This window comes from Extibacter sp. GGCC_0201 (genome assembly GCF_017566055.1).
GTDB lineage: Bacteria > Bacillota > Clostridia > Lachnospirales > Lachnospiraceae > Extibacter.
The window spans coordinates 1-300 of record NZ_JABFCH010000090.1 but is presented as its reverse complement, the minus strand read 5'-3'; the positions used below and the strand labels follow the sequence as shown (position 1 = coordinate 300).

At 45.0% G+C, this 300-nt stretch carries 1 pseudogene; it reads right to left on the bottom strand.

Annotation, left to right across the window (positions count from 1 at the left end):
* Positions 1-300, bottom strand: a pseudogene (locus HJV72_RS18865) (uroporphyrinogen decarboxylase family protein); the annotation flags it as partial.

Sequence of the window (300 nt, the reverse complement as noted above, 5' to 3'; positions counted from 1 at the left end):
CCCTGAGCGTTTTAAAACTATCGTAAATCTGGTTCTGAATCTCATTCTTATGTCCGTTGGTGATATCCATACGCTTAAGGCCGCCCATCAGACATTTTCCCGTCATGAGGAAAGCCTCGTCCAGTTCCGGAAGAGTCTCACCGGCATGCCAGTTGAAAACGGAAACAGGATAATCTTTCAGGATGTCGAACATGATATTATTTCCGTGGGCATGAATTGTATTGAACCAGCCGTCTTTTGCCGCTTCCAGAACCTTTAAATCATATGGCTTGCCATATTCCAGATATTCCTCCGCAGTCA